Genomic DNA, 23,158 nt, shown 5'->3' with positions numbered 1-23,158 from the left:
ATCTATGAAAAGTTGCCCTAACACAAAATTAGGGCTGGATGGGGAGCGGAAAATTGTTCATTTTTTCATCTGGCATAAGTGTCATATCTAATTCACTCGCTGCCGTTTTAAGAAATTGATGAAAACGGATCAGTGTTTCATTGATTGATTCAACAACATCATTTTTACTTATATTCTGATGTATCCAATCACCATTTTTATCGAATAGCCCAATCTGATAATGATAAATGAGCTGTTCATTGTTGCGTTCTAATTCCATCCACCAGCCCCAAAACTCACGTTTTTCTGGTACGATTTTCTTATTTACACAAACAGCTAAACAGTCAAAAAAGAACTGGTTCTCTTGGCATTGATGCTCTCGGATATAAGGACCGATTTGAGCAAAACGCTTTAATAACTTACCTCGGGTAGGGTTCAAAGATGAAGTCATAAATTCAGTCTCCTTAGAAACTCTACTGTTATATAATCTAATGTAATTAGCAAGTTATTGTTCATAATTAATTATATTAATTTGTCATAGATCCAATCAGCACTTTTTTGTAACGCTAGCTCTAAACCTTCATAAAGCGGTTTTTCATTGATAGCAAGAATATCACCATCCATAGAGGAGCGAGCAATTAACTGAGAGTCCTCTTTAGGACTCATTTCATCCCCTTTCCAGTAAACGCCCATCATAGGAACGGGCATGCGTCGCCCAATCAAGCCTTGGTTTTTCAGGGAGTAACTGCTCAACGATAATCGAAGATTATTCTCATCAATATTCCATAACCCCAAGCGACTTGCTAATACATCAAGATACATCACAGGGATCTTTTTCTGCAATTCAGCTTGGGTAAAGAAAGCATGGATCAAAGGACCTAAAGCAACAACACCTTTAATTAATTTTGGGTAGATATAAGCCAATCGCACAGCAATATTACCGCCAAAGCGAAAGCCCATCACACCAACGCGAGTATGATCAATCCAAGGCACTTCAGAAAGTTGTTTCAGAACCTCACCTTGTAATTGGCATGTATCTTCCGTTAGTTTTTGTTTTACTGAATAACCAATTCCAGGCATATCCAGTGTTAACATTGCAATACCTTTAGAGGAAAGGTAATCACGGAAGAAGCTGACATAATCGCTTTGAAGACCATCTAACCCACCACAAAATAATACTGTAGGATATGGACCTCTACAATCTTTAGGTAAATGCAGAAAACCCGTTGTCGACCCTTTCCCCTCTAATTTAAATGTAAGTTTTTTCACCTCAAAGGATGAAAATTTTGTCGCATTCTCAAATGCTTTCATCGACAAAGTAACGGCTTGATCTGCTAAAAAATCACCATTAATAAAAGGATACGCAGCAATACTATACAGATGTGCAGCCCGCAACCAACAATCAGCGGCCGCATCTCCTGACTCTTTTCTCAATGCTTTTTGTTGCCAAATCATCGCTTGATGTGACCATTCATATGACCAGCCACCTTTGCGGTAACCCACAACAGTATCAATAAATTTATCATCACTACGAGGGGCATCATGTACAGCAATTCGACTTAACACTTCTTCTATTTCAATAGGAGAAATTCCACGCCAAATCCACAGTAAACGTTGAATAGTACGATACCAATTTTGCTGACTTGTACCATTAAGCACAGTATAGGTATTGATATTTGATTTTGGATGAGTGTACTGAATTAGTGTTGAAGTTTCAGCGTGCTTTGCTCTAGGTTTAAATAGCGTTTCAGAAAGGTTTGTATTATTTGCCATATCACTCTTCAAATCAGTCGATATCGAATAAAAGGGGCTAAAAGTCTGGCTTTATCATAGCATGAAATCAACATGAACAGTGTGTATCACCACAAGTGATAGCACGAAGATATAACACAAAGGAAGAATAAATGCATAAAAACAAAAATCCCCGCCAAGGCGAGGATCTCAATTAAAACAGCCAAATAAATGTTATCAAATTATTTTTGATCGCAAACTGGCGGAATAAAGGCGACCCCCATATCCCAAGGCTGTTCAATCCAAGTATTTTGTGGAATATCAACCACGAAATCATCCACTAATGGGCGCCCTTCTGGTTTTGCGAAGATAGTCACAAAATGGGCTTTTGGATACATTTCGCGGATAACTTTAGCAGTACCACCAGTATCGACTAAATCGTCAACAACGATAAAGCCTTCACCATCACCTTCTGCTTTTTTTAAGATTTTGAGGTCACGCTGATGATCATGGTCATAGCTAGAAATGCAAACTGTATCCACATGACGGATACCTAATTCACGAGCAAGTAATGCAGCAGGGACTAATCCCCCACGGCTGACAGCAATAATGCCTGTCCACTGTTCGACTGGTAATAAACGTTGCGCCAATTGACGGGCATGTATTTGCAACATATCCCACGTTACAACATATTTTTCGCTCATAATATTGTGATCCTAGCTACTTGAATTTCGAGAGAAGCTTTTTTGCGGAAAAAAAGGTTGCGCGAGATTATAGTGATTTGAGCGCCTAAAAACCAGAGAAAACGTGAAAACAGGTGAGATTATCCTTATTTTTTTCTGTAATGCCTTTTTCTGATTAAAAAACAAACCATATAAAAAATGAATGCAAAATGGGGACTTAATTTCTTAGATAGAGATGTGAATAGAATGACGCATTCATCAGAAGAAAGTGATATTCTCAACTATATTGGCGTATAACGCTCAGAATAATAAAGCTAACCCTTAAAAAAGCGGTAGGCTATCAATAACACAGATGCTGTTAGAGGAGATCCATCGTGTCTGAACTATCTACTCTATCCCCACAACCACTATGGGATATTTTTGCAAAAATTTGTTCGATTCCACATCCATCACATCATGAAGAAGCCTTAGCTACCCATATTCTTTCTTGGGCAAGTGAAAAAGGACTTTTTGCAGAGCGCGATGCAGTTGGCAATATTTTAATTCGTAAACCAGCCACCAAAGGTATGGAAGATCGTAAAGCCGTTGTTTTACAAGCACACTTAGATATGGTGCCACAAAAAAACAACGACACTGTTCACGACTTCACTAAAGATCCAATTCAACCTTACATTGATGGCGAATGGATCAAAGCTAAAGGCACCACATTAGGTGCTGATAATGGCGTAGGTATGGCATCTGCATTAGCAGTTTTAGCTGATGACACTGTTAAGCACGGCCCATTAGAAGTGCTACTAACTATGACTGAAGAAACAGGCATGGACGGTGCATTTGGTTTACAACCAGGTTGGTTACAAGCTGATATTCTTATCAACACAGACTCTGAAGAAGAAGGCGAAATCTACATGGGTTGTGCGGGTGGTATTGATGTTAAAACCACGGTAAACCTTTCTTACGATACAATTCCAGCTGGCCACGTTGTTAAACAACTGGTTCTGAAAGGATTAAATGGTGGTCACTCTGGTGGTGATATCCATTTAGGTTTAGGTAACGCCAATAAATTATTAGCACGTTTCTTAGCAGGTCACGCAGAAGAATTATCACTGAAATTAATTGATTTCCACGGTGGTACACTGCGTAATGCTATTCCTCGTGAAGCAAATATCGTATTTGCAATTCCAGCAGATAAAGCAAGCCAACTAGAAACAGTAAAAGCGAAATTTGAAGCTCTGTTAAAAACAGAATTAGCTATCGCTGAAAAAAATCTGAAAATTGAGTTAATTGATACAACAACAGATAAAAAAGTTTTCACAGCTGACTGCCAAGAACGATTGATCAACCTACTTAATGCAATGCCAAATGGTGTTATTCGTATGAGTGATGATGTTGACGGTGTTGTTGAAACATCATTAAACGTTGGTGTTGTTAGCATTGTTGACGATAAAGTAGAAATACTTTGCTTAATCCGTTCTCTGATTGATAGCGGAAAAACCTATGTTGTCAGCATGCTGACTGCATTAGCAAAACTAGCTAAAGCTGATATCGAAACAAAAGGCGGTTACCCTGGTTGGAAACCTGATGCTGACTCACCTGTTATGCATTTAGTTCGTGATACCTATCAGCAACTGTTTGATAAAGTGCCAAACATCATGGTAATCCACGCAGGCCTTGAGTGTGGTCTATTCAAAAAACCTTACCCAGATATGGATATGGTTTCTATTGGACCAACAATCCGTGGTGCTCACTCACCAGACGAACGCGTTCACATTAAAAGCGTTGGTCAATACTGGCAGTTATTAACAGCAATTTTAAAAGCGATCCCTGCTAAATAATCTTGCTTTAAATATCATAATGAAACCCGCTTAATTGGCGGGTTTTTTGTTACTAACGCTACCATAAAGAAATAATTTATCCCTCTACACACTCTATTTTCCTTAAGTATCATAATTTATTCCTTATAGAACAAATACCAATCCAACTTATTCAATTTTGGAATAAAGAAATAATCTTAATAAAGATAATTTATAGAATGCTAATTATTATCATTAGCATTAATGTTTATTGAGTGGTATTTTCATGCCTTCCGCATTTAAAGTTAAAAAATAAAAATCCAAAGGGTCCTATTGTGTCTAACAAAAATTGCGTTGCTAGCGTCATTCTCGCCTTACCTTTAAGTTTACTCTCTGTTCAAATTCATGCGGCAGTTAATCAAAAGATAATTGTCACCTCCGCTCCATCACAGGACCCACAATCTCCTGTTTCAGGCTTTATTGCCACAAAAACACTATCAACAAATAAAACACCAACTGAAATTGAAAAAACACCGCAATCCATTAGCGTGATCACACGTGACCAAATGGACGCTCAAGATGTCAGTTCAGTTTCTCAAGCGCTACGTTATACACCCGGCGTTTTCACCGAATATCGAGGGAGTTCTAATCGTAATGACGAGGTTTTTATTCGTGGATACAGTTATGCACCACGTTTTCTTGACGGCCTAAGCTATGGAATGGGAGCATCATCATCAACAGGAGCACTTGACCCATGGTTATTAGAGCGCGTTGAAGTTGTTAGAGGGCCAGCATCTGTTCTTTATGGCCAAGTAAACCCAGGCGGCCTCGTTGCAATGACAAGTAAAAGACCAACTGCATCCCCTATTCGCCACATTCAAATACGAGCTGGTAATGATAAATTGGCAGAAACGGCTTTTGATTTTTCAGGTGCATTAAGTGATGACAATCGTGTTCTTTATCGTCTAAATGGTATTGCCAAAACACAGCACACTCAAATAAAAAACTATAAAGAAGAGCGTTTTGCCCTCGCTCCTGCTATTACTTTTTTACCTAATGAACAAACACGTTTAACGTTATTAAGCTTTATTCAGCAAGAGCCTGAAGCGGGTTATCGTAACTTTTTACCCGCTTATGGTACGGTGAAAAAAACACCTGAGGGTACTATTCCTTTTGATTTCGACGTAAACAACCCTGATTACCACCAATCGTGGCGTCAACAATATGGCGTAGGCTATGAATTTGAACATGAATTTAGTGACTCACTAAAAATTGTACAAAATGCACGATATAGCCATATTAATCAGAAATATAAATATCTTGTATTTGGATCTTTAAAAAAAGATAACCCTTATGTCCTTGAGCGCCGAGCGCAACAAGAGCAACGAGAAACAGATACTTTAGGAATAGATACTCGCTTACAAGCCGACTTTACTACGGCAAAACTTAATCATACGGTGATTGCAGGTATTGATTATCAGTGGAGTAAAGATCAAGATAATTTACGCAGGGCTACAGGCTCAGAGTACGATCTGGATTGGCGTGATCCTAATTATAATTATCCGATTAATATGAACTTACAGAAACCTGCAACAGATCAGTTGCAAAAACGCGATCAAATCGGATTATATTTACAAGATCAGATCCAATGGAAAAATTGGATATTACTTACCGGTTTACGCCAAGACTGGGCGCAAGTACGAACTCATGATTTCTTAGCAGCCACATATGATCAACAAGATGATAGTAAACTAACGGGTCGTGCTGGTATTTTATATGCTTTTGATAATGGTATTTCACCTTATATAAGTTACAGCACCTCTTTTGAGCCTAATTTACAAACTCGCCGAGCACCAGGAAGTGCCCCTTTTGAGCCTAGCGAAGGTCGTCAATTAGAAGCAGGAATTAAATACCTCACACCTAATGAACAAACATTGGCAACACTCTCTGTTTATCAATTACAACAACGCAATGTTACCAACTATAATGCTGAAAAAGCGTATTTTGAACCCGTGGGTGAAATTAGAAGTCGTGGTGTCGAAGCACAAATTAATAGCCAACTAACTGAAAATATTTCCTTCATTAGTAGCTATGCTTATACCGATACAGAGGTCAGAAAAACCATTATTGCAGGAACACAAGGAAAAGAGTTACCTAGAGTTCCTAAGCATATGGCATCATTCTGGGGTCAATATGATGAAATCTCTGGGCTATTTAATGGAGCTAAAGCAGGCTTTGGTGTGAGATATGTAGGTGTATCTCAAGGTGATACCAAAAATACAATCAGTGTCCCTGCGGTAACCTTATATGATGCGATGATAGGTTATTCATTAGGTGAGTTATCACCTTCTTTAAAAGGGGCTGAAATTCAGCTTAATATGAATAACATTGCGAACAAACATTATGTTGCATCTTGTGCTGGTGATACCGCATGTTTTTATGGGATCGGCAGAACAATGACAGCAACAATGAATTATCGCTGGTAATACTATATAGATTAACTACATAGATTAACCACATAAATTAATTGCGTTACCCATAGCCTATCTATTGATCGGCTATGGTTTTTTTATTCTTATAATGCTAAAAGAAGTTGTCGTTCTAGTTGTGGATCTTGCAAAGTGACATGAAATCCGATTAATCGCACACCTCGACCATTTCGGCGTTCATGCCATGCTTGGTAGGCAATATTTATTAAATCAGCTTTTTCTAAAATAGGATGAGTATGTTCTTGTGTCGTTAATTGAAAATCATCAAATTTTAGTTTAACGCCTTGTCTTGCTATCCTTAAATCAGGTTTCACTTTTGTCAGTCGCCTTTCTAATTCACTATATAATCCATCGAGTAATGCCAAGCAATCATCCCAAGAATTAATATCTGAAGCAAAAGTACGTTCAACTCCCACTGATTTTCTAAGTCTATCAGGGGTTATTTCACGCTCATCGATACCATGACTGCGCTCCCATAAATTTTGACCAAATTTCCCCAATGCTTTTACCAAAGAAATAACATCGGTACGGCGAATATCAGCACAAGTTTCTAGCCCCATTTCTTGCAAGCGAGCAAATGTTACCTTACCTACACCTGGTATTTTATTAAGCGGTAATTTCATAATGAAATCATCAACTTGCTCAGGAGTAATAACAAATTGCCCGTTAGGCTTATTAATATCAGAAGCAATTTTCGCCAGAAATTTAATTGGTGCAATGCCTGCGGATGCAGTGAGATTTAACTCATCAAAAATTTGTTGGCGAATCTCTTGAGCTATCAATGTTGCCGAACCGTAACAATGCTTACTGTCAGAGACATCAAGATAAGCTTCATCGAGTGAAAGAGGTTCAATAAGATGAGTATAACGAGAAAAAATTTGGCGGATCTTTGCTGATGTCTCTTTATAGAGAGCCATTCTACCAGGTAAAACTTTTAATTGGGGACATAACTTCAAGGCTGTTGCCGTTGACATAGCACTACGGACACCAAAACGACGGGCAGGATAATTCGCCGTACAGATCACTCCTCGGCTAGAAGCATTACCTCCAACTGCAATGGGGATCTCTTTTAGTGCTGGATTATCTCGCATTTCAATCGCAGCATAAAAACAATCCATATCAACATGAATAATTTTACGCATACAATAACCTCACCTTATTTACTGTTTAAATATACAGTAAATAAATATTAACTACAATTTTTATTCCTTCTCATCTCCCTCTATTGAGGTGTAATTCTCATAAAAATCTGAATTAGTCTGTTTATTTATAGAATTGTCACAAAGTGGTGATAAATTGTTTTTGCTCGTTGACTAATTACATTAATTTTAAATATTGTTTTGTAACTATATATAAAACAAGGAAATAATTTTTCATGATCAAATTATTCATCGCTATTTCTCTCTTTTGTTATTCTGTAATTCTTATGGCATCTCCTAAAATTATCGCACATCGTGGTGGCACAGCTGATGCCCCAGAAAATACTGAAATTGCTATAAAAACAGCACTCTCTAATCAAGCTGATGCAATTTGGATCACTATTCAATTATCGAAAGATAATATTCCTGTTCTTTACCGCCCTAACGACTTAAAAAGCTTAACAAATGGGCAAGGTAGTATTTCTGACTTTACTGCACAACAGCTTAAACAATGGGATGCGGGCTATAAATTTGGTGAAGCACAACAATTTCCTTATCGAAATAAAGGTGTCACTATTCCGACATTGGATGAGATCTTAACTCAATTCCCCACAACACAGTTTTATCTTGATTTAAAATCACCAGATGCTGATCCCGTTATTCAAGGTGAAGCGTTAGCTACAGTTCTCAGTAAACATAATGCACTTGATAGAACCCGTGTTTATTCTACTAATACCGCCTTTCTTGAAGCACTCCCGACTAATGTAGAGCGTTTTGAAAGTCGTGATATTACTCGTGATATTTTAGCCAATATCACAATGAGCCATGTTTGCCTGCTACCTGAAAATTTAGATATTACTCGTTGGTATGGACTTGAGCTTCACCGCAAAGTAGAGGTCGTTGAGAAGTACACACTAGGTGAAGCTCGCTCAAAATCTATTCTGAGTTGGGATAAGGATGCCATGTCTTGTTTTCGTGCTGGTGGCAATGCTCATATTGTTCTTTTCGGGATCAATACAGAGAAAGATTATACTCAAGCCACAGAATTAGGTGCTGATGCTGTTATGGTCGACTCTCCAGCAAAAATGAAAATATTTAGAAAAGGATAAATAATCCTATTTAGGTTTACACTTTTATCTTCACGTTATTCTCTTCTACATTTAATAATATCATCCGATAGAAATAAGTAAGGAGGAATAAAATGTTAAACAATAAAATCTCTGGTGACTGGAATTTATTCAAAGGAAAAGTAAAAGAAAAGTGGGGAAAAATCACGCATGATGAACTTGATGTTATCGAAGGCACTAGAGAGCAATTGATTGGTAAACTTCAAGAACATTATGGCTATACCTACGAAGAAGCCAAAAAAGAAGTTTTAGAATGGGAGGGGCAAAACCCTTATCCATGGAAGTAAACCTTTATTAATAGGTGTTGCTTTTTATTATCCTACTTCTATTTTATTAAAAACCTTTTAGCGTTTTCGTATTTACAGAATGAGTGAAATAAAAAAGAGTGATAGATATAAATCTCATCACTCTTTTTTTATCTAAATATATTTTTTATTATTAAAGAATTCGATTCTTTTTCAGTAACTCTTCTCGTGCAGACTCTTTTGCCATACGTTTTTTACGTGCATCACAAGGTTCAGGGCAATCACACTCTTTTTCTATACCCATAGCCCCTAAACCACCGCAACTGCCTTGAAGGCTTTTACGCTTTACAATATATCCTAACGCCATTCCAAAGAAGGCAATCAAGAATAAGATGAAGGCAAAAAGAAATATTTTTAACATAACCTTCTCTCCTTAAATTCTATTTTTTTAAGAATGGGGCGAATGCTTTACTATAACGCTCTTCAAACCCATTTTCAGTTTTCACTATCATAAAGACAGGAATATTTAGTTTATTTGCTACTTCTAACCCTTTTTCAGGTCCTAACACATTCAATCCTGTCGAAAGACCATCAGCACTCATACAAGTTGGTACAATCACAGTGATAGAAACAAGATTATGTTTAATAGGATGGCCTGTGGTTGGGTCAATAGTATGGGAATAACGGATACCGTTTTCTTCAAAATAGTTACGGTAATCACCAGAGGTTGCAATTGAATTATCACCCGGTTCAATAATTAACTGAACACTCTGTTTTGTACCATCATTAGCTGGTTTCTCAATCGCTATACGCCAAGGCTTGTCATTACCATTTACACCTTGTGTTCTTACTTCACCACCAATATCAACCATATAGTTAGTGATATTCTGTGATATTAAATACTCAGCAACAGCATCAACACCATATCCTTTAGCAATAGAAGAGAGATCGACATAAAGCTCAGGGATCTTCTTGATCAGTGTATTTCCTTCAACAGATAAGTAATCAATGCCAATCCACTGCTTACGCTTTGATAATTCATCTTCAGAAGGCTGGTGAGTAAATCGACCCTCTGGGCCAAATCCCCATAAATTGACTAACGGCCCAACAGTCACATCTAAAGCACCATCAGTCATTTTATTAATACGAATGGCTTCACTCACAACTTTAGCGGTAGCAGGCGAAACGGGAAATGGGGTATTAATTTCACGGCTTTGATTGAAACGACTCAATTCAGAATGAGGACGATATGTTGACATTTGATCGTTAACTTCTTCAAGAATACGATCAATTTCTGTTTGTAAGACGTTTTGTGGAGGGGAGTTACTGTCAGGAACATATTTAATCGAGTAATAAGTTCCCATGGTTTCGCCTTCTAATACCTGCTGCTTTTCACCACATGCAGATAATAGAACTAATGCGGACAGCATCACTATCCAATTTATCATCTTTCTTTTTAACATAACTCTCTCTTCTGATCATGAGCGCCCACATAAGTGGGCGCTTGTCATTTCATTCATTTATGCTTGATCGGAGGTTAGGATCAACCGCCAAAGTCATCCAGCATAATGTTTTCATCTTCAACGCCTAAATCTTTGAGCATTTTAATAACAGCTGCGTTCATCACTGGCGGTCCACACATATAGAATTCACAATCTTCTGGTGCTGGATGATTTTTGAGGTAATTCTCAAACAACACATTGTGAATAAATCCAGTATATCCCGTCCAGTTATCTTCAGGTAAGGCGTCTGAAAGTGCGACATGCCATGTGAAGTTTTCGTTTTCTTTTGCAAGCATATCGAAGTCTTCAGTGTAGAACATTTCACGCACAGAACGAGCACCATACCAGAAGCTGATTTTACGTTTAGAATGTAAGCGTTTTAACTGATCAAAAATGTGTGAGCGCATTGGTGCCATACCTGCACCACCACCAATAAAGATCATCTCTGCATCAGTTTCTTTAGCGAAGAATTCACCAAATGGCCCTGAAATTGTCACCTTATCACCCGGTTTTAACGACCAAATATACGATGACATAATTCCTGGTGGCACATCAGGATTACGTGGCGGAGGTGTTGCAATACGCACGTTTAACATGATAATGCCATGCTCTTCTGGGTAGTTTGCCATTGAATAAGCACGTACTGTGGTTTCTTTTACTTCAGAAACATAACGGAACAAATTAAATTTATCCCAATCTTCACGATACTCTTCTGGTACATCAAAATCTTCATAACGTACCGTATGAGGAGGACATTCGATTTGAATAAATCCACCAGCACGGAAAGGTACAACCTCACCTTCAGGGATTTTTAACACTAATTCTTTAATGAAAGTGGCTTTATTATCATTTGAGATAACTTCACATTCCCACTTTTTAACACCGAAGATTTCTTCTGGTAATTCTAATTTCAGGTTATTTTTTACGTTTACCTGACACGCTAAACGACAACCTTCTTTAGCTTCACGTTTGTTAATATGTGAAAGTTCTGTCGGTAAAATATCACCACCACCTTCCAGCACTTTAACGCGACACTGACCACAAGAGCCACCACCACCGCAAGCTGATGAAATAAAAATACCTTCATTTGATAATACGTTAAGTAATTTATCACCTGCTGGTGCATTAAAACTTTTGTCTGGGTCTCCATTGACCTCAACAGAAATATCCCCTGTATTGACCAGTTTTGATTTTGCGAACAAAATCAACGCTGTTAATACCAATACAATCAGGGTAAACATCACGACACCTAGAATAATTATATCCATGAGTTCTTCTCACCCTTTATAGCTGAACACCAGAGAAGGACATGAAACCTAATGCCATCAACCCTGTGGTGACAAAAGTAACGCCTAACCCTTTCATACCTGCCGGTACATCCGCGTACTTCATTTTCTCACGGATAGAAGCCAGTAATACGATGGCTAACATCCAACCAATTCCGGAACCGAAACCATAAACAATAGACTCGCTAAAGTTATAGTCACGTTGTGCCATAAATGACACACCACCGAAGATGGCGCAGTTAACGGTAATAAGTGGCAAGAAGATCCCTAGTGCGTTATACAGCGCTGGGAAATAACGATCTAAAATCATTTCTAGGATTTGTACCAGTGCTGCAATCACACCAATGAAAGTGATAAAGTTTAAGAAACTTAAATCAACACCTTCCATTAATGCATTATCACGTAACACATAGTTGTAAACCAAGTTATTCAACGGTACAGAAAGACCTAGAACAACGGTAACAGCGATACCTAATCCAAAAGCTGTTTTTACATTTTTAGAAACAGCGAGAAATGTACACATCCCTAAGAAGAATGCGAGCGCCATATTCTCAATAAAAACAGCACGAACAAATAGGCTTATATAATGTTCCATGGCGATTAGTCCTCTTCAACCTGTGCAGGTTTTAATGTACGTAATCCCCAAATTAGCAAGCCAATGATAAAGAATGCACTTGGAGCTAACAGGAATAAACCATTAGGCTGATACCAGCCACCATTCTGAATAGATTCCATCACGGTAATGCCGAATAATTTACCTGAACCAAAGAGCTCACGTAAAAAACCAACAAGGATCAAGATAACGCCATAGCCTAAGCCGTTACCAATACCATCCATAAAACTTTCAATAGGAGGCGATTTCATTGCGTAAGCTTCAGCACGCCCCATTACAATACAGTTAGTAATGATAAGGCCAACGAAAACAGAGAGTTGCTTAGAAATCTCATAGGCATAAGCTTGTAAAACTTGGTCAACAACGATAACTAATGAAGCAATAATCGCCATTTGAACAATAATACGAACACTACTTGGTATGTAATTACGGATTAGTGAGATAAAAAAGTTTGAAAATGCAGTAACTAAAGTCACCGCAATTGTCATCACTAATGCAGTTTCAAGTTTTGTTGTTACCGCCAATGCAGAACACACACCTAACACCTGTAAGGCAATCGGGTTGTTATCTAACAATGGCCCAAGTAAAACTCGTTTAATTTCTTTTGTATCAGCCATTGATCTCTCCTTCACGAACTTTTTTCAGGAATGGGCCGAAACCTTTTTCACCTAACCAGAAATCGAACATATGCTGGATACCATTTGAGGTCAATGTTGCTCCAGAAAGCCCATCAATACCATAAGGACTGTCAGATGCGCCACCACGCACAATCTTAATCGCGGGAATACCTTCTTCAGTCAGTAAACGCTTACCTTTCCATTGTGCTTTCCACTGTGGGTTATCGACTTCACCGCCTAACCCTGGTGTTTCACCATGTGAATAATAAGTAATCCCTTTCGCTGTTACTCCATCAATATCTACAGCTACGAAAGCGTACATGACAGACCATAAACCTGAACCATATACAGGTAGCACAACTTCCGTTGTTTTACCTTGAGCATCGAGAACGAAGTAAACTTCAGCGGTATTGGCACGACGACGAATTTTAGCAATATCTTCAGCTGGCGATAACGCAATAGATGTTTCATCGCTACGTAATTCAGCATTTAAATCAAAATTGCCTTTACTATCAGTCAGCTCACCTGTCTGAAAATTAACAATTTTTGCTTTAATTCGAGTGTCATACACTTTCAGTACATCTGTCGCACTCATTTTCGGTACAAGCAGACCCGCAACATCAAGAATATTACGTTGTTTATCAAGAAGTTTCTGTTCTTCTTGTTTAGACTTAAGCCCAACAGCAGCTCCTGCTACTACCACAGAACACACAAGACATAGAATAAATACAACGAGGAACGTTCTTGCGACGCTATCTTTGTTTTTCTCTTTAGCCACGAGCTTTTCTCCGCTTAATATTCGCCTGAACAACCACGTAATCGAACAGTGGTGCAAATAAGTTTGCGAATAAGATTGCCAGCATCATACCTTCTGGGTAAGCCGGATTGACGACACGAATAAGCACAGCCATTACGCCAATCAAAATACCGTATGCCCATTTACCTTTATCGGTAAACGATGCAGATACTGGATCTGTTGCCATAAACATCATACCGAAAGCAAAACCACCTAATACTAAGTGCCAGTGCCAAGGCATTGAGAAGAGAGGATTGGTATCTGAACCGATAAAATTAAATAGGTATGACATTACAATCATGCCCACCATTACCCCAGCAACAATACGCCATGAAGCAATTCGGGCAAAAAGAATGACAGCACCGCCGATTAAAATCATCAATGTTGAAACTTCACCGATCGATCCTGGAATATTTCCAAGGAAAGCATCCATCCAAGAGATAGGTTGTTGAGTGACGGTATTTAATAATGCACTTTCACCCGATACAGACCATTGTGATAATGGTGTCGCACCTGAGAAGCCATCTGCCGCAGTCCAAACTAGATCACCTGAAATTTGAGCAGGATATGCAAAAAACAGGAATGCACGACCTGCTAATGCTGGGTTTAAGAAGTTACGTCCTGTACCACCAAAGATTTCTTTCGCAATAACCACACCAAACGTAATACCTAATGCAGCCTGCCAAAGTGGTAATGTTGGCGGTACGATCAAGGCAAATAAGATTGATGTAACAAAGAAACCTTCGTTAATTTCATGACCACGAATAAAGGCAAAAAGAACTTCCCAAAATCCACCAACCACAAAAACAACAAGATAAATAGGTAAAAAGTAAGTTGCACCAAGTAGCATCTTACTTGCCCATCCAGCATCTGTTGTTAATGATGCGCCGAGGAATTCAGCAAGACGATAGTGCCAATCTGAAGCAATTATTTGCTGTAATTCAGCACCGCTATATAACTGATTAAGTGCAGGGATCGCTTGATGACCGACATTATACATTCCCCAAAACATTGCAGGGAAAACGGACAACCAAACTAAGATCATCATGCGTTTTAGGTCAATAGTGTCACGAACATGACCACCATTACGCGTGACAGTACCTGGCGTATAAAATACCGTGGTAACTGCTTCATAAAGCACATACCATTTTGCTAATTTGCCACCGGGCTCAAAATGGTGCTCTACTTTTTCAAATAAATTTTTCAAACCCATGAGTTACCCTTCCTGCTCAATTTTGGTCAATACTTGGCGCAGTGCTGGGCCATACTCATATTTGCTTGGGCAAACATAAGTACATAATCCCAAATCTTCTTCATCCAATTCCAAACAACCTAAAGCTTGAGAACTGTCAGTATCACCTACAATTAAATCACGTAATAAATGCGTTGCCATAATGTCTAAAGGCATCACTCGCTCATAGTTACCAATTGGTACCATCGAACGTTCACCACCATTCATTGTGGTTGTAAATGCAAAGCGTTTATTTTTTAAGAAGTGACCGATAGTTGTACGCGTGATAGAAAATTTATCGCTACCTGGCATACCCCAACCAAATAACTCTTTATCACGACCTTCACGCAATACAGAAACTTGGTTATGGAAACGACCTAAATAGTGATGAGCCTTATCAGATTTCCATCCCCATAATACAGAGCCAGAAATAATGCGATTCTCACCATCAACTAATTGATCTTTCGTTAACTCATAGAGATCAGCCCCTAAATAAGTACGCACTAAACGAGGTGCTTTTACTTGAGGGCCGGCTAATGCAACAACACGTTCTGTATATAAAGAACCTGTTGTAAACAGATAACCAATAGCAATGACATCTTGATAATTTAAATGCCAAACCATTTTCTTAGTACTCACAGGTTCTAAGAAATGGATATGCGTACCGACTAATCCTGCAGGATGTGGGCCTGCAAATTGGTTATAGCTAATTTGTCCGTCATTTAATTTTGTCGGCGATTTTTCACCATGACAAACATAGACTTTACCTTCGGTTAAACGAGTTAAAACAACAAGGCCATCATTAAATGCCTTCTCATTTTGCTCTATAATAACCATAGGATCGGCTGCTAGTGGATTAGTATCCATCGCAGAGACAAAAATGGCGACAGGTGTTGTGCCTAAATGCGGAGTACGACTATAAGGACGTGTCCTTAACGCAGTCCACATTCCCGAATTAACAAGGTTAGTTTCGACTTGTTCGCGGGTCAGGTCTGAAAGCGTTGAGCTATCATAACGGTTAAAGGTGATTTCTTCATCGCCATCAATTTCGATAACGATAGATTGGAACACACGGCGTTCGCCGCGGTTAATTTCAACGACTTTACCACAAGCTGGGCTGGTGAAAACAACACCGGCATTCTTTTTATCTTCAAAAAGAATTTGCCCTTTTTTTACATGCTCACCTTCCGAAACCATCATAGAAGGACGCATACCGACATATTCTTCACCTAGCAATGCTACGCGTCGAATCGCGGGTCCGTCTTCTATCACTTGGGCAGGCGCTCCTGCAATTGGGAGGTCGAGTCCTTTTTTAATTTTAATCATAAGATTTGCACAAGTTTATCAGTTAAACCCTAAGCTACAAATTCACCCCGAAAATGTAGCGACTCTGTAATAAAAACATCTTAAGGTGTTTTTGAACCCTAAGTTATTTATCTCCGATAATTGTTACTATTTTCTCTTATTCCGCCGAACTGAATTTTATCATCTCAGCCTGAACCTGTCTGACTATTCGAGTGATTTAGCTCAAGCAAATGGGAATATTATTTTGACTGAAACGTTAACAACTCGTATAAACCGAATTAAAATATCATCTTTTTCGACTAGCGATTAAATTTCATACAGAATATTTTGTAAAAGAAAAGAAACTATATCAGATTTTAATTTACAAATTTATTGCTTCATAGCAATCTACGATCTACTTTATCAACAAATTTTAAGCTATTTTTCTGATAAAACCATGACCAGTCACGCAAAACAACTAATCAGTTTTTTAACATTAATGTTAATTTCCTTATTAGTTAACGCCGATAACAGTTTAAGTTTTCTAATGAAACCTGTTAAAAAAAGTACAGGTCAGCCCATCTATATTCAGATTTTCAAAGAAGAAAGTTTACTTGAACTGTATACGGAAAAATTAGATGGACAATTAGAAAAAGTACGTACCTACCCTATTTGTAGCTATTCTGGAGGTCTTGGACCTAAAAAGTTTCAAGGTGATTTAAAAAGCCCTGAGGGCTTTTATCAGGTTAATTTCTCACAATTAAATCCGAACAGTCGATTTTACCGAGCTATTAACCTAGGATTTCCTAATCAATATGATAAATCAAAAGGATACACTGGCGATTTTTTAATGATCCACGGTGCATGTAAATCAGTAGGTTGCTATGCAATGACAGATCCTGTGATGGATGAAATTTATCAGTATGCTGAATTGGCGCTACAAAGAGGTCAATCTACGATTAACATTCATATTTTTCCATTTAAAATGACTGCTGAAAATATGAAAAAACACCAGTATTCAAAAGATATGGATTTTTGGCAACAACTTATGCCTGCCTACCAATATGTTGAAGCATACAAAAAAATCCCATCTATTACTGTTCAAGATGGGCGTTATTTCGTTAATAGCACTTTGGCTTCACCTAATAGTGTAACCCCTGTAATTAACTTATCGCAAAATAGTGAAAACAGATGGTTACAGAATACGAACACCACGATCAAATAAGACAAACTCACCTGCAGGAATACGCTGCCAAGACTCATTTCCAGTTAATGGTAATGTTGAAATAACAGAAACAACATCATCGGATTGTGTGTGTTGCTGGAAATCGATTTCTACATCTTGATCAAGTAATTTGGCTTTGCCGAAAGGCGCTTTACGTGTGATCCAGTGTAAATTCGTTGAACAATATGCCATTACAAATCGGCCATCTGACAACAGCATATTAAAAACCCCTTTTTGCTTTAATTGAGAGGCTAAAACAGCAATAAAACGAAATACAGCAGGCCAATTCACAGGGGTTCGTTTATAACGATTCTCGAGCTGATTTAAGATCCAGCAAAAAGCTTTTTCACTGTCTGTTTGACCGATGGCTCTAAAGCGCCCTGTTTCAAGAGATTGATAACCTTTTAGTTGACCATTATGCGCATAAGTCCAATTTTTTCCCCATAATTCACGGGTAAAAGGATGGGTATTTTCTAAAGAGACATTCCCTCGATTCGCTTGACGAATATGAGCGACCACTGCCTCTGATTTAATTGGATATTCTTGCACGAAGCGAGCGACTGGCGAAATTGCGCTAGCTTGAGGATCTTTAAATGTACGGCATCCTAATCCTTCGTAGAAAGTAATTCCCCAACCATCTTTATGAGGCCCGGTTTTGCCCCCTCTTGGAATTAACCCACTTAGACTGAAATTAATATCTGTCGGTACATTTGCACTCATGCCTAACAATTCACACATCGCTCACTCCTTCTTGCCGATGTTTATTACTAATTTATAGCAATATCAACAAATTATTTTTCCATTTCTTTTTCAATTAATTGGATCAGAATATGGATAACTTTGATATGGATTTCTTGAATGCGATCAGCATAACCAAAATGAGGAACGCGAATTTCAATATCCGCTGTACCGTCCATTTTGCCACCGTCTTTACCTGTCAGAGTAATGACTTTCATGCCTTTTTCTCGTGCAGCACTAATTGCTTTGATGATATTGCCTGAATTACCTGAGGTTGAAATACCTAGCAGAACGTCACCTTCTTTACCCACAGCTTCAACATAACGAGAGAAGATATATTCATAGCCAAAATCATTACTTACACATGAAATATGGCTTACATCTGAGATAGCAATAGCAGGATAGCCAGGGCGATTTTCGCGGTAACGTCCAGTTAATTCTTCTGCAAAGTGCATGGCGTCACAATGAGAACCACCATTACCACAAGATAATACTTTGCCACCAGCTTTAAAAGAATCTGCTAATAATACAGCCGCTTTTTGAATAGCTTCAATGTTTGCATCATCTTGAAGAAAGCGAGAAAGGGTATCTGCTGCTTCTGTTAACTCACCACGGATAAGATCTTGGTACATAGGATTTTTACTCCAGAAAGGGTAATCGAAATTTTCTGTTTCTCAGTGTAACGGATTAAATGTCATGAAAGAAGATACCTATGATCGACAAATGCTAACTTCTCTCATTTACGAATAAATTGTGAGCTATATTGTAATTAGAATGTAAATATATTGATAAAAGTTGGTGACTGAATTAGATCTAAATAACAAACAACAGGTCTGACCTCTGATCTCTTGGTAAATGCAGGAGTTTATTATGACACTACTCAGTATCGTACTTTTTATTGTTCTTATTGGCGTACTTAGTTATCGCAAATTCAGTATCGCAGTAAGTAGTTTCGCGCTTATTGCTTATACATTAGTTATGGGTCTCACCAATATTTGGAGTTACTGGTTACTCCTTCCCGTTGCATTGGTTTTATTACCCTTTACTATCCCTTCTATTCGTAGAGCCTATATCTCAGTACCCGCACTTAAAGCATTTCAAAAAGTCATGCCTTCTATGTCTAAAACAGAACAAGAAGCCATTGATGCAGGAACAACATGGTGGGAAGGTGAACTTTTCCGTGGTGCTCCAGATTGGAAACAACTTCATAATTACCCTAAACCACAGCTAACGGCTGAAGAACAAGCTTTTCTTGATGGCCCAGTAGAAGAAGTTTGTCGCATGACAAATGACTTTGAGATCACTCATGAACTCGCTGACTTACCTCCTGAAATTTGGCAATACCTCAAAGATAATCGCTTCTTTGCGATGATCATTAAAAAGGAGTACGGCGGATTAGAGTTTTCTGCCTATGCACAATCTCGTGTATTGCAAAAATTAGCTGGGGTATCTGGTATTTTAGCCATCACAGTTGGTGTACCTAACTCTTTAGGCCCTGGTGAACTATTACAACACTACGGCACAGATGAACAGAAAAAACGCTATTTACCTGGTTTAGCCAAAGGGGATGAAATTCCTTGCTTTGCCTTAACAAGCCCTGAAGCTGGTTCTGATGCTGGTGCTATCCCTGACAGTGGCGTTGTCTGTATGGGTGAATGGCAAGGTGAGCAAATATTAGGTATTCGCTTAAATTGGAATAAACGCTATATCACGCTTGCTCCTATCGCGACCGTATTAGGACTAGCGTTTAAATTGCGTGATCCTGACCATCTATTAAGCAATGACGAAAATCCAGGTATTACCTGCGCGTTAATTCCAACTGATGTCAAAGGTGTTGAAATCGGTCATCGTCATTTCCCATTAAACGTGCCATTTATGAATGGACCGACTCGCGGTAAAGATGTTTTTGTTCCTATCGATTACATTATTGGTGGACCAAAAATGGCAGGGCAAGGGTGGAGAATGCTAGTGGAATGTCTCTCTGTTGGACGTGGCATAACATTACCATCAAACTCTACTGGTGGATTAAAAAGTGCAGCAATGGCAACAGGGGCTTATTCTCGTGTCCGTCGTCAATTTAAAATTCCTATTGGTAAAATGGAAGGTATTGAAGAGCCATTAGCTCGCCTTGCTGGAAATGCTTATCTATTAGATGCCGCATCCACTTTAATTACCACAGGTATCATGTTAGGTGAAAAACCTGCCGTATTATCCGCCATAGTCAAATATCATTGTACTCATAGAGCGCAACGAGGCATTATCGACGCAATGGATATTGTTGGTGGTAAAGGGATCTGCCTTGGCCCTTCAAACTTTGTTGCTCGCTCTTACCAAGGTTCCCCTATTGCAATCACTGTTGAAGGTGCCAATATTTTAACTCGTAGTATGATAATTTATGGTCAAGGTGCTATCCGTTGCCATCCTTATGTATTAGATGAAATTGCAGCCGCACGAGATAATAACCTACATGATTTTGACCGTGCTTTATTTGGTCATATCGGTCATGTGGTAAGTAATACCCTGCGTAGTTTGTGGTTAGGTATCACTCATGGTCGATTAAGTAATTCACCCACTAATGATGAAACCCGTCGTTATTATCAACAAATTAACCGTTTGAGTGCCAATATGGCGCTATTATCTGATGTTTCAATGGGAGTTTTAGGTGGAAGTTTAAAACGTCGTGAGCGTATTTCTGCTCGTTTGGGTGATATTTTAAGCCATATCTTCCTCGCTTCTGCGGTCTTAAAACGCTATGAAGATGAAGGTCGTCATACTGCCGATTTGCCATTAGTGCATTGGAGTGTGAAAGAGTGTCTATACCAAGCTGAAAATGCAATTGATGAACTGTTACGTAATTTCCCGAGCCGAATGATTGCAGGTACTATGCGCGCTATTATTTTCCCTCTAGGTAAAGCGCAAAAACTGCCATCCGATAAACTAGACAGTAAAGTGGCTCAAATTATTCAACAACCATCTGAAACTCGCGATCGTATTGGTAGAGGCCAATTCTTAACACCAAGTGAACATAATCCACATGGTTTAATGGAAGAAGCATTGCTTGATATTTTGGCAGCAGAACCTATTTTCGACCGCATTTGTCGCCTCTACGAGAAAAAATTCAGTTTTACTCAATTAGATAAATTAGCAGACAAAGCACTGGCTGATAAAAGAGTAACTCAAGAAGAAGCTGATATCTTACGCAAAGCAGAGCAGAGTCGCTTACGGAGTATCAATGTTGATGAATTTGACTTTGATGCATTGGCGGTGCCTGCAAAAAAGCCGAAAACTGACCTAATCAAAACAGACAAAGCTGCTTAACAACAGATATAAAGGGAAATATCTCCACTGATAAAACACAAACACCTCATCACTTTTAGTCATGAGGTGTTTTTATCCAAACCAAATTATTGAGAAGCAAAAAATGAATTAAAGATCTAACTCTAATGCTAATAACTCTTCTATTGTTTGGCGACGACGAATTAATTGAGGAACACCCTCTGTTATCAATACTTCAGGAATAAGTGGTCGACTATTATAATTTGATGACATTGAAGCACCATAAGCCCCTGTATCATGAATCACTAAATAATCACCTACCTGTGCTTGAGGCAATAAACGAGGAACAACCATACCTCCCTCTTGCTGAGTAAAAACATCTCCAGACTCACACAAAGGACCTGCCACAATCGTTTCTTGTAATTCTGTCATTGGTTTAATTTGACCATGGCTATCTAAAACTGAAATTTGATGATAACTGCCATACATTGCTGGGCGCATTAAATCACTAAATCCAGCATCCACCAGCACATAATGACGACTTCCCATTGATTTAACGGCTCTCACTTGTGAAATCAATACACCTGATTCAGCCACTAAGAAACGCCCCGGCTCAATTTCTAACTCAATTGAATGCCCTAAATGTTGTGCAATACGTTGGCGAGCCTTATCCCATAAAGAAAAATAGTGATCCAAATCGACCGTCGCATCCCCTTCTTGATAAGGCGTTGATAATCCGCCTCCTGCCGAAATAGCTTGAATATCAACTTGAGAGGTAAGCACTTGCTCTACCATCGCATCACAGACACTAGAAAGATGGTGATAATCAACACCAGAGCCAATATGCATATGAAAACCAACTAGAGTTAGATTGTATTGTTGGATCACAGCTAACGCTTCAGGCACATCTTCATACCAAATACCATGCTTACTATTTTCACCACCAGTATTGGTTTTTTGGCTATGACCATGCCCAAAGCCGGGATTAATTCTAATCCAAACCGCATGCCCTTGATTGTGTTTACCTAATTGACGAAGCATATCAATAGAGCCTGCATTAACAGGAATATCTAATTCAACAACACGTTCAATGGTTCTTTCATCAAGTAAATCAGCCGTAAAAACAATCTCACTTTTTTCTCTACCACTTTGATAACCCGCAACTAAAGCACGCTCAATCTCCCCTAATGAAACAGAATCAACTTTCACACCCTGTGCTTTCATTAAGCGTAAGATATGAATATTGGAACATGCTTTTTGAGCAAAACGAACCACATCAAAAGAGTTAAGCTGAGCAATACGCTGAGAAATTGTATCGCCTTGATAAATCCATAATGGCGTTCCATAAGTTTGTGCTAATTGGTATTGAGCCATAGTTATTGATGTTGTCATATTATCTACTCATAA

General features: G+C 38.6%; 21 protein-coding genes. 6 read left to right on the top strand and 15 right to left on the bottom strand.

All coding sequences use genetic code 11. The annotated features are described in order from the left end of the window. Positions 1-28: 28 nt before the first annotated feature. The 3 genes from crl to gpt all read right to left on the bottom strand — a co-directional run bounded on the left by crl (position 29) and on the right by gpt (position 2,414). Positions 29-430: a sigma factor-binding protein Crl gene (crl, locus tag GWI59_RS17170; protein WP_006534776.1), complete on the bottom strand. Its 402-nt coding sequence runs from the start codon at positions 428-430 to the stop codon at positions 29-31. 71 nt (positions 431-501) lie between these two features. Next, on the bottom strand, positions 502-1,752 hold the full coding sequence (gene frsA, locus GWI59_RS17165; RefSeq protein ID WP_109399028.1) for an esterase FrsA: 1,251 nt from the start codon (positions 1,750-1,752) through the stop codon (positions 502-504). A 200-nt stretch (positions 1,753-1,952) separates the two neighbouring features. Continuing rightward, positions 1,953-2,414, bottom strand: a complete 462-nt coding sequence (gene gpt, locus GWI59_RS17160) for a xanthine phosphoribosyltransferase (protein WP_006534780.1) — start codon at positions 2,412-2,414, stop codon at positions 1,953-1,955. 353 nt (positions 2,415-2,767) lie between these two features. Here gpt and pepD point away from each other — a divergent pair, with 353 nt between their 5' ends. After that, positions 2,768-4,225 (top strand): beta-Ala-His dipeptidase, encoded by a 1,458-nt coding sequence (pepD, locus tag GWI59_RS17155; RefSeq protein WP_161725164.1) that lies wholly within the window; start codon positions 2,768-2,770, stop codon positions 4,223-4,225. Positions 4,226-4,518: 293 nt separating this feature from the next. Then, positions 4,519-6,669: a TonB-dependent siderophore receptor gene (locus tag GWI59_RS17150; protein WP_161725161.1), complete on the top strand. Its 2,151-nt coding sequence runs from the start codon at positions 4,519-4,521 to the stop codon at positions 6,667-6,669. 89 nt (positions 6,670-6,758) lie between these two features. On the opposite strand, the gene dinB is transcribed toward GWI59_RS17150, so the two are convergent. Then, positions 6,759-7,814, bottom strand: coding sequence for a DNA polymerase IV (dinB, locus tag GWI59_RS17145; RefSeq protein WP_109848506.1), 1,056 nt, complete (start codon positions 7,812-7,814; stop codon positions 6,759-6,761). A gap of 233 nt (positions 7,815-8,047) precedes the next feature. Between dinB and GWI59_RS17140 the strand changes: the two genes are divergently transcribed. Both GWI59_RS17140 and GWI59_RS17135 read left to right on the top strand, forming a co-directional pair. Continuing rightward, positions 8,048-8,920: a glycerophosphodiester phosphodiesterase family protein gene (locus tag GWI59_RS17140; RefSeq protein WP_161706594.1), complete on the top strand. Its 873-nt coding sequence runs from the start codon at positions 8,048-8,050 to the stop codon at positions 8,918-8,920. Positions 8,921-9,012: 92 nt separating this feature from the next. Next, on the top strand, positions 9,013-9,225 hold the full coding sequence (locus tag GWI59_RS17135; RefSeq protein WP_006534787.1) for a CsbD family protein: 213 nt from the start codon (positions 9,013-9,015) through the stop codon (positions 9,223-9,225). Positions 9,226-9,376: 151 nt separating this feature from the next. Here GWI59_RS17135 and nqrM read toward each other — a convergent pair whose 3' ends face one another. The 8 genes from nqrM to GWI59_RS17095 form a co-directional block, all read right to left on the bottom strand. Further along, positions 9,377-9,604 (bottom strand): (Na+)-NQR maturation NqrM, encoded by a 228-nt coding sequence (gene nqrM, locus GWI59_RS17130; protein ID WP_036932601.1) that lies wholly within the window; start codon positions 9,602-9,604, stop codon positions 9,377-9,379. 19 nt (positions 9,605-9,623) lie between these two features. Continuing rightward, the gene (locus GWI59_RS17125) at positions 9,624-10,646 is read right to left on the bottom strand and encodes an FAD:protein FMN transferase (RefSeq protein ID WP_006534789.1); all 1,023 of its coding nucleotides are present in this window, start codon (positions 10,644-10,646) and stop codon (positions 9,624-9,626) included. An 80-nt stretch (positions 10,647-10,726) separates the two neighbouring features. Continuing rightward, a complete protein-coding gene (gene nqrF, locus GWI59_RS17120; RefSeq protein WP_072063525.1) occupies positions 10,727-11,953 on the bottom strand; it encodes an NADH:ubiquinone reductase (Na(+)-transporting) subunit F in 1,227 nt (408 codons plus the stop codon). A 16-nt stretch (positions 11,954-11,969) separates the two neighbouring features. Further along, positions 11,970-12,566, bottom strand: a complete 597-nt coding sequence (nqrE, locus tag GWI59_RS17115; protein WP_006534792.1) for an NADH:ubiquinone reductase (Na(+)-transporting) subunit E — start codon at positions 12,564-12,566, stop codon at positions 11,970-11,972. Positions 12,567-12,571: 5 nt separating this feature from the next. Continuing rightward, positions 12,572-13,201: an NADH:ubiquinone reductase (Na(+)-transporting) subunit D gene (locus tag GWI59_RS17110; protein WP_004244801.1), complete on the bottom strand. Its 630-nt coding sequence runs from the start codon at positions 13,199-13,201 to the stop codon at positions 12,572-12,574. Continuing rightward, on the bottom strand, positions 13,194-13,979 hold the full coding sequence (locus tag GWI59_RS17105) for a Na(+)-translocating NADH-quinone reductase subunit C (protein ID WP_006534795.1): 786 nt from the start codon (positions 13,977-13,979) through the stop codon (positions 13,194-13,196). The genes GWI59_RS17110 and GWI59_RS17105 overlap by 8 nt, the downstream gene beginning before the upstream one ends. After that, on the bottom strand, positions 13,972-15,210 hold the full coding sequence (locus tag GWI59_RS17100; protein WP_072063526.1) for an NADH:ubiquinone reductase (Na(+)-transporting) subunit B: 1,239 nt from the start codon (positions 15,208-15,210) through the stop codon (positions 13,972-13,974). Before GWI59_RS17100 ends, GWI59_RS17105 begins: the two co-directional genes overlap by 8 nt. 3 nt (positions 15,211-15,213) lie before the next feature. Continuing rightward, positions 15,214-16,554 (bottom strand): Na(+)-translocating NADH-quinone reductase subunit A, encoded by a 1,341-nt coding sequence (locus GWI59_RS17095; protein ID WP_109848508.1) that lies wholly within the window; start codon positions 16,552-16,554, stop codon positions 15,214-15,216. 415 nt (positions 16,555-16,969) lie between these two features. On the opposite strand from GWI59_RS17095, the gene GWI59_RS17090 reads away from it, so the two are divergent. Then, entirely contained in the window at positions 16,970-17,737 is a 768-nt protein-coding gene (locus tag GWI59_RS17090) for a L,D-transpeptidase family protein (protein ID WP_161707126.1), read from the top strand. Here GWI59_RS17090 and GWI59_RS17085 read toward each other — a convergent pair. Both GWI59_RS17085 and lpcA read right to left on the bottom strand, forming a co-directional pair. Next, positions 17,708-18,475, bottom strand: a complete 768-nt coding sequence (locus GWI59_RS17085; RefSeq protein ID WP_109399037.1) for a class II glutamine amidotransferase — start codon at positions 18,473-18,475, stop codon at positions 17,708-17,710. The two genes, GWI59_RS17090 and GWI59_RS17085, sit on opposite strands and share 30 nt — an antisense overlap. 53 nt (positions 18,476-18,528) lie before the next feature. Further along, entirely contained in the window at positions 18,529-19,107 is a 579-nt protein-coding gene (lpcA, locus tag GWI59_RS17080; protein ID WP_006534804.1) for a D-sedoheptulose 7-phosphate isomerase, read from the bottom strand. A 238-nt stretch (positions 19,108-19,345) separates the two neighbouring features. Between lpcA and fadE the strand changes: the two genes are divergently transcribed. Then, entirely contained in the window at positions 19,346-21,793 is a 2,448-nt protein-coding gene (gene fadE, locus GWI59_RS17075) for an acyl-CoA dehydrogenase FadE (RefSeq protein WP_109848510.1), read from the top strand. 108 nt (positions 21,794-21,901) lie between these two features. Here fadE and lysA read toward each other — a convergent pair whose 3' ends face one another. Beyond that, positions 21,902-23,143: a diaminopimelate decarboxylase gene (gene lysA / locus GWI59_RS17070; protein WP_161725159.1), complete on the bottom strand. Its 1,242-nt coding sequence runs from the start codon at positions 23,141-23,143 to the stop codon at positions 21,902-21,904. Between the last annotated feature and the right edge of the window lie 15 nt (positions 23,144-23,158).

The organism is Proteus sp. G2673 (assembly GCF_009915125.1).
In the GTDB taxonomy this organism is placed as follows: Bacteria; Pseudomonadota; Gammaproteobacteria; order Enterobacterales; family Enterobacteriaceae; genus Proteus; species Proteus penneri.
This window is presented reverse-complemented; position numbering and strand designations above follow the sequence as displayed.